The organism is Ancylomarina sp. 16SWW S1-10-2 (genome assembly GCF_009669305.1).
Taxonomy (GTDB): domain Bacteria; phylum Bacteroidota; class Bacteroidia; order Bacteroidales; family Marinifilaceae; genus Ancylomarina.
Map to the genome: position 1 here is coordinate 276734 of NZ_SADB01000002.1, position 6624 is coordinate 283357.

The 6624-nt window shown below is 36.7% G+C and carries 3 protein-coding genes; all 3 read left to right on the plus strand.

The genetic code is table 11. The features are described from left to right. Positions 1 to 248: 248 nt before the first annotated feature. Positions 249 to 2642, plus strand: coding sequence for a tyrosine-protein kinase (locus EMN46_RS03135; protein ID WP_154199216.1), 2394 nt, complete (start codon positions 249 to 251; stop codon positions 2640 to 2642). A 305-nt stretch (positions 2643 to 2947) separates the two neighbouring features. After that, the gene (locus EMN46_RS03140) at positions 2948 to 3355 is read left to right on the plus strand and encodes a BT0820 family HAD-type phosphatase (RefSeq protein WP_154199217.1); all 408 of its coding nucleotides are present in this window, start codon (positions 2948 to 2950) and stop codon (positions 3353 to 3355) included. Positions 3356 to 4543: 1188 nt separating this feature from the next. After that, on the plus strand, positions 4544 to 6624 hold a 2081-nt coding region (locus EMN46_RS03145), incomplete at its 3' end, for a hypothetical protein (protein WP_154199218.1).

Consider the following 6624-nt stretch of genomic DNA (forward strand, 5'->3'; position numbering starts at 1 on the left):
TTTATCGGGAGAAAGGGGGAGGTGGTTTGTTTGTTTGTAATTAATACCACCCCGTCTTATCTTTTTCGTTCCTCAAAAATAATCCACCCTTTCTCCTCTTTTTTTAAGGAGGAGTGCCCGAAGGGTGAGGTGGTTAAGATCTGGAGGGGAAACAACAAGAAAAAATAGTCAAACTTCAATGGGTTTGTGGCTAATTAGAAATATAAAATTATCGTCAGGCAACTGACAAAAAAAAAGACGCGACGATCATGCAAAATATGAATGAAATGATGGACTATTTCGAGATGGAAGAAGGAACTAACGTAAAAGAGTTCATCTTTCGTTTGCTTTCGAAATGGTACTGGTTTGTCCTTTTTGGAATTTTTGGGTTTTCGGGAGGTTACCTGATGAGTAAGTTTTCTCAACCGACCTACAAGATGACGAGTACTGTTATTGTGAATGAGGAATCACAAAGTATGGGTTTAGATCAGATGTTTGATGGTTTAGATTTGGGTGGAAAGACCAATATCGAGAATCATCTTCTAATGTTAAAGTCTTATACCTTGAATCGTCAGGCATTGGAAAATCTTGATCGTCAAGTTAACTGGTTTCGAAAAGGTGTTTTTGTGGATGCGAGTTTGTATAAGCAGTCGCCTTATATTATAGAAGCGAAAAGTCCGGATTGTAATTTAACAGGTATCGCCTTGCATGTTACGCCACTTAAGGGTGATACGTATCAAATTCAGGTGGAAGGTGAATTGGTAAAAGATGGTGTGGAATTGGATCTTGATTTTTCTCAGAAAGGACATTATGATGTGCCTTTTGAAAATGAATATTTTGCCTTTACCCTTCGTAAGAAAGCTGATTTTAAAGCTGCAGAAGATGCCGAATACTATTTTGAATTCAATTGTTTAAGTGATTTGACACAATCTTATTTGGAACGATTGGATGTTAGCTTAGCAAGTAAGAAGGCCGATGGAATTACCTTAAGTTTGGAGGGAAGCAATCCGGCTCGCGAGGTAGATTATATGAACGAATTGGTTCGTGTGTACATGAATTATGGCTTGTTGGAAAAGAACAGAACATCTGAAAATACAGTTCGCTTTATTGATATACAGTTGGGCCAAATTGTGGATTCCTTGAGTTTGGCTGGTCAAAATTTCACAGATTTTCGATCAAAAAATGGCATTATTGATTTAGGTCAGGAATCTGGCCTTGTTGTAGAAAAATTAGAAAAATTAGAATCGGAAAAAGCCTTGGCAGAACGTCGCTTGGAATATTTCCGTAATCTGAAAGCTTATATGGGCAATTCGGATCAAATGAAGTTGATGGTTTCTCCTTCGGTAATCGGAATTATAGATGCAGGCTTAAATGCTCAGGTCGTTAAACTGGCCGAATTGTATTCTCGAAAATCATCGCTTTCTTTCATTGCCAAAGAGAAAAACCCAAGTCTGCTGATGGTAAACAATGAGATTACCAATACACTGGCTTCTTTGGATGAAAATCTTAAAAATTTACTCAGTAATGCTGAAGTTGAATTAAGAAGTTTGTCCAGCCGTATGGATAAGATCAACCTGGAATTGGCTGGTCTGCCAAAAACAGAACAGAAGCTGATCAACATTAAGCGTAGTTTCGACCTGAACAACGAACTGTACACCTTTATGTTGCAGAAACGTGCCGAGGCAGCCATTACCACCGCCTCCAATGTGTCTGATGCTCAAGTGTTGGATCCTGCTCGTGTAGATACGGCCATAAAAACAGGGCCTAAAACAGCGATTAATTTATTGGTTGGTTTAATTTTAGGCTTGGCGCTGCCCTTTTTAGTTATTGTAATAGGCGATTATTTTGACGATACCATTAAATCGAAAGAGGATATTGAAAAGGAGTGTAAATTGCCGATATTTGGTGAAATAGCTCACAACGCCTACAAAAAAGAGATGCCTATACTTGAGCATCCCCGTTCGGGAATAGCCGAATCTTTTAGGGGGCTGCGAACAAATTTGCAGTACTTATTCACCGAAAAAGGTTCCAAGCTTGTGTGTGTGCATTCTATGATACCTGGAGAAGGTAAAACCTTTACGGCTTTAAATTTGGGTACCATTATTGCCATGGATAATAAAAAGGTTTTGTTGGTCGGTTGTGACCTTCGTAAACCCCGTTTGCATGAGATTTTTGGTATTGGTAATACAAAAGGTTTATCGACCTTCCTGATAAAAAATCACAGCCTAAAGGAAATTGTGACGTCTACTAAAGTTCAAAATATGAGTATCGTGAATTCAGGTCCTATTCCTCCTAATCCTGCTGAATTGTTGGGAAATGGCGAGTTTGAACGTTTTATTGACGAAGCTAAAAAAGAATTCGATTACATTATTCTCGATAATGCGCCTGTTACCCTTGTAACGGATGGTATTCTGACATCGAAGTATGCTGATGCCAATCTGTTTGTCTTACGTCAAGGGTATTCTCATAAAGATCAGGTGAAATTCATTAATCAGTTGTCTGAGAAAGAAAGTATCAAGCATATTGGTTTGATTCTGAATGATGCCAAACAAAGCAATACGGGTAATTATGGTAGCTATGGCTACGGTAATGGTTACTACGAAGAAGACAATGGAAGTAAAGGATGGAAAAAGAAGCTAATGGGGCGCTTTTTTAAAAATTAGGGAATTCACCCCGTCAGAGGTTTTCACCCTGACGGTGCTTGTTAATTATGAATTAGGAATTATGAATTACGATTGATTTGGGGCGTTTTTACTTTATCCTTTTTGACTTTCGATTTTTAAGACTTTTCTATAAGAGATCCTTCGTCGCTTCGCTTCCCTCAGTACCGTCCCGATAGCCATCGGGATTGCGAGATCTCCGAAGGTCATGACATGCGACAATGAAATACTACGCTGTCATTGCGAGGAGGTACGACGTGGCAATCTGTTCACTCTTTCACTTTTTTGACCTTTCAAGACTTTAATATATGATTATAGCAGTAGATTTCGACGGAACCTTAGTTGAGCAAAAATATCCTAAAGTGGGCAAGGAGATTCCTTTTGCCATTGAAACACTTAAGATGTTACAGGCAAAACAACATCGACTAATCCTATGGACATACCGAGCGGGAGATAAGCTTGATGAAGCTGTTGAATTTTGTAAATCTCGTGGGGTGGAGTTTTATGCCATCAACAAAAACTATCCCGAAGAAATCTTCGATGAAAGTATCAGCCGCAAGATTAAAGCCGACATGTACATTGACGATATGAACTATGGTGGTTTACCCGATTGGGGTGAAATTTATGCTGATATTGTTGGTCTTGATTCCAATGGTGTTCAAGTCAGTCAAATAAAGAGAAAGAATGGCTTTGCCAGGCTTTTTAGTAAAGATTAGACATACCGTTGTATAATTTGTATAATAAAATAAATTGAAGCAGTGAGGCATGGTCTTATTGCTTTTTTTGTGCCTAAGTTTATTTATTTTATATTTTCTTAAAGCTCCATAGGAGCATTAGTATGGTAGGTTTGATTATTTTATATTTTTTTTAGTTCCGTTAGGAACGACAGTATTAGCTAGAAAATTAAATCTGACCTATACATTGATGATCTAAATTACGGTGGCTTTTTTGATTGGGGTGAAATATATGCTGATATTGTTGGTCTTGATTCCAATGGAGGACAAGGTGATCAGCCTAAGATAAAGAATGGCTTTGCCAGGCTTTTTAGTAAAGCCTAGACATACAAGTAGAGATTCATATGATAAAATAAATTGAAGCAGTGAGGCGTGGTCTTACTGCTTTTTTTGTGCCTAAGAAATAATCTACAATAAGTGATTCGTAATTTATGGATAAAAAAGAAATAAGACTGATATCAGATGCTGATTAAATACGATCTTCAATCTATTTCAGTTTGAATTGAAAAGGCTTTTTGGTTAATTTAGCAAAGTGAATTTGAATAATTCCTTAGAAATGATTTCGAATTAATTAGTTTTCTATTTTTAATTGTGGATACCTGTGCGGATACCAACAGTGTGTAATGTGTTGATAATAAGTGACTATAATGCTATTCTCGATCCCCTGCAGCTCCACTCAAATGAACTCAATGTTCATGAAATAGCAGCAAACCCGCTTAGACCTTTTGGTTTAAGCGGGTTTTGTTTTTACAATTTCACCAAACAAATCTAATTTTGATCGTATGACCAATAGCAAACCCCTTATTTAGAGGTTTTATTTTCGTTTATTCATTTTAAATAATAAGCTTTGGGTAAGAGAAATGTTAGGCTTTAATTTGATTGTTCTAACTATAAGATTAAATCTTATTGATTTTAATACATATTTTTAATGTGTTGTTAGTCAGTGTTTTTAGTCTGTTGCAACTAATTTTTTGATACTTCGTCAGTATTGGTGTTTATAGGCAAGTTTTAAAGGTCTTATTGAAAAAGGGAATAAGGCAGATAGAAAAAATATTTGCAGAATCATATTATGTTAATAGGTAATTGTTTGAAACCTAATATATAATATTAACTTTAGAGGTAGCGTTGTAAAAAAATATTCAACACGATAAGTTTTTATATATCATCCCTATGGCAAAAAGAATTGTTTATATTATTTTCCTGTTATTCTTTTCTGTCAATGTGTATTGTCAAACCCCAGATTGGCAATGGGTAGAAGCAATAAAAGCAAACGACAAACAAATTGTCAAGGACATTGTTTCAGATCCTTCTAATGGTGATTTTTACGTTGTTGGAAAATGGAAAGGCAATCTTTCAAGCATCTTCACGGGAACTGGGTTTAGTACTAACTTTACAAATACTCGAGGTAATTATGATGGCTTTGTTGCTAAATATAATTCAGATAATACTCTCGATTGGGCTTTTAAAGTAGGAGGTGATTCTGAGGATGAAATCAATGCCATTAGTATTGATTCTGATGGTAATATTTATATCGCAGGATTCATAGGAGAAGGTACATCCTATTTTGTGGGGACAGGTGAAAATGGAGTTGATAAACAATTTGATAATCCAACAAGTACAAATGCTTTTATTGTCAAGTATAATTCTGATGGTGAGTTCGTATGGCTGCAGAGTTCTATGGGATTAACAGATGCAAAAGGAATGGTCGTTCATGCGGGGACTGATGGAATCTATTTTGCAGGAACGACTAAAGGCGAAACTTCTTTTTCTGGGGAATCTAGCGCATTTGGAAAGGGAGATGAAGATATATTCATTGTTAAATATGACGAGTTAGGTACGAAGCAATGGCTTTTGGATTGGGGTAGTGATGAAATTGATATACCTACAGCCATTTACGAAAAAGATTCTAAACTTTTTATTGCAGGTAACTTTAAAGGTGAATATTTTTATATTTATGATAAATATAAAGACTTTAAATCGTATTTAACAAACGAAAATGATGGATCTCTAGATATTTTTCTTGCAAGTTTTAATACAAATGGAACTTATGGATTTTATGATTGGAGTGAATCAATATCAAGTGAAGAAGATGATTTAGTGACTGGGATGGTTGTTGACGATGCTAATATATACCTTACTGGCGGTATTAATTCTGAAGCTAGCTTTCCTGGACATTATACAAATGGGTCTACAAAAAAAATGGATCCTTTTGTATCATCTATTCAAATATCAGGTGGTACAACCAATTGGGTGAAAACCTTTGATTGCACTAATGATGGAGATCAATTAGCACAGGGAATATCATTCGATGCACTAGAAAATTTGATTATTGTAGGAACATTTAAGAAAACCCTTACTTTCGAAGAAACAGTTCCTGTTTCTTCAGGATCTGAAACTTGGTCAGACCATGAAGCTATTTTTGTTGCCTCTTTTGATACAAGCAGCAATTATGTTTGGTCTACACTTGGAGGTAGTGGTGATAATGTATCTGCAGTTGCTGTAGATGCAAATTCGACTGGGAACATTTATGTTGCAGGAACAATGGATGATGACCTCATTTTTAATGATATTACTTATACACACGTTGGTAGTACTGATTCCTATATTGGTTTATTAAATGTTAATTGTGGTGTAGTTGCTGGCTCAATCAGTGCCAGTGATCCGACGATTTGCTTGGGTAATTCATCACTTATCACATTAACGGGTTCCACGGGAGTGATTGCATGGGAATCCTCAATATCTGGTGACAATGTTTGGACCGTTATTAGTGGCGAGACCAGCTCTACGCTTTCCGTTTCTCCACTAGTTGATATGGATTACCGAGCATCTGTAAGTACCGATATATGTACACTAAAATCGGATAAACTTGAGATCATAGTTTCATTGCAACCTACAACAGCTATCGTTGGAAGCGATCAAGACCAATGCGGAACATTAATCAGTTCTAGTTTGAACGGAAATGAAGCAACGGTAGGAGAAGGTACTTGGACACAATTTTCAGGACCAGGTACAACAACATTTAGTGCTGTTAATTCTGGAAGTTCTACCGCTACAGCAAGTGCTTATGGAACTTACGTTTATCGATGGACCATTGCCAATGGGACATGTGCGTCAACAAACGCAGAGCTGACCGTTAATTATTATGAGACACCTACAACAGCTATCGTTGGAAGCGATCAAAACCAATGCGGAACATTAATCAGTTCTAGTTTGGGCGGCAATACAGCAGCAGTTGGAGAAGGTACTTGGAC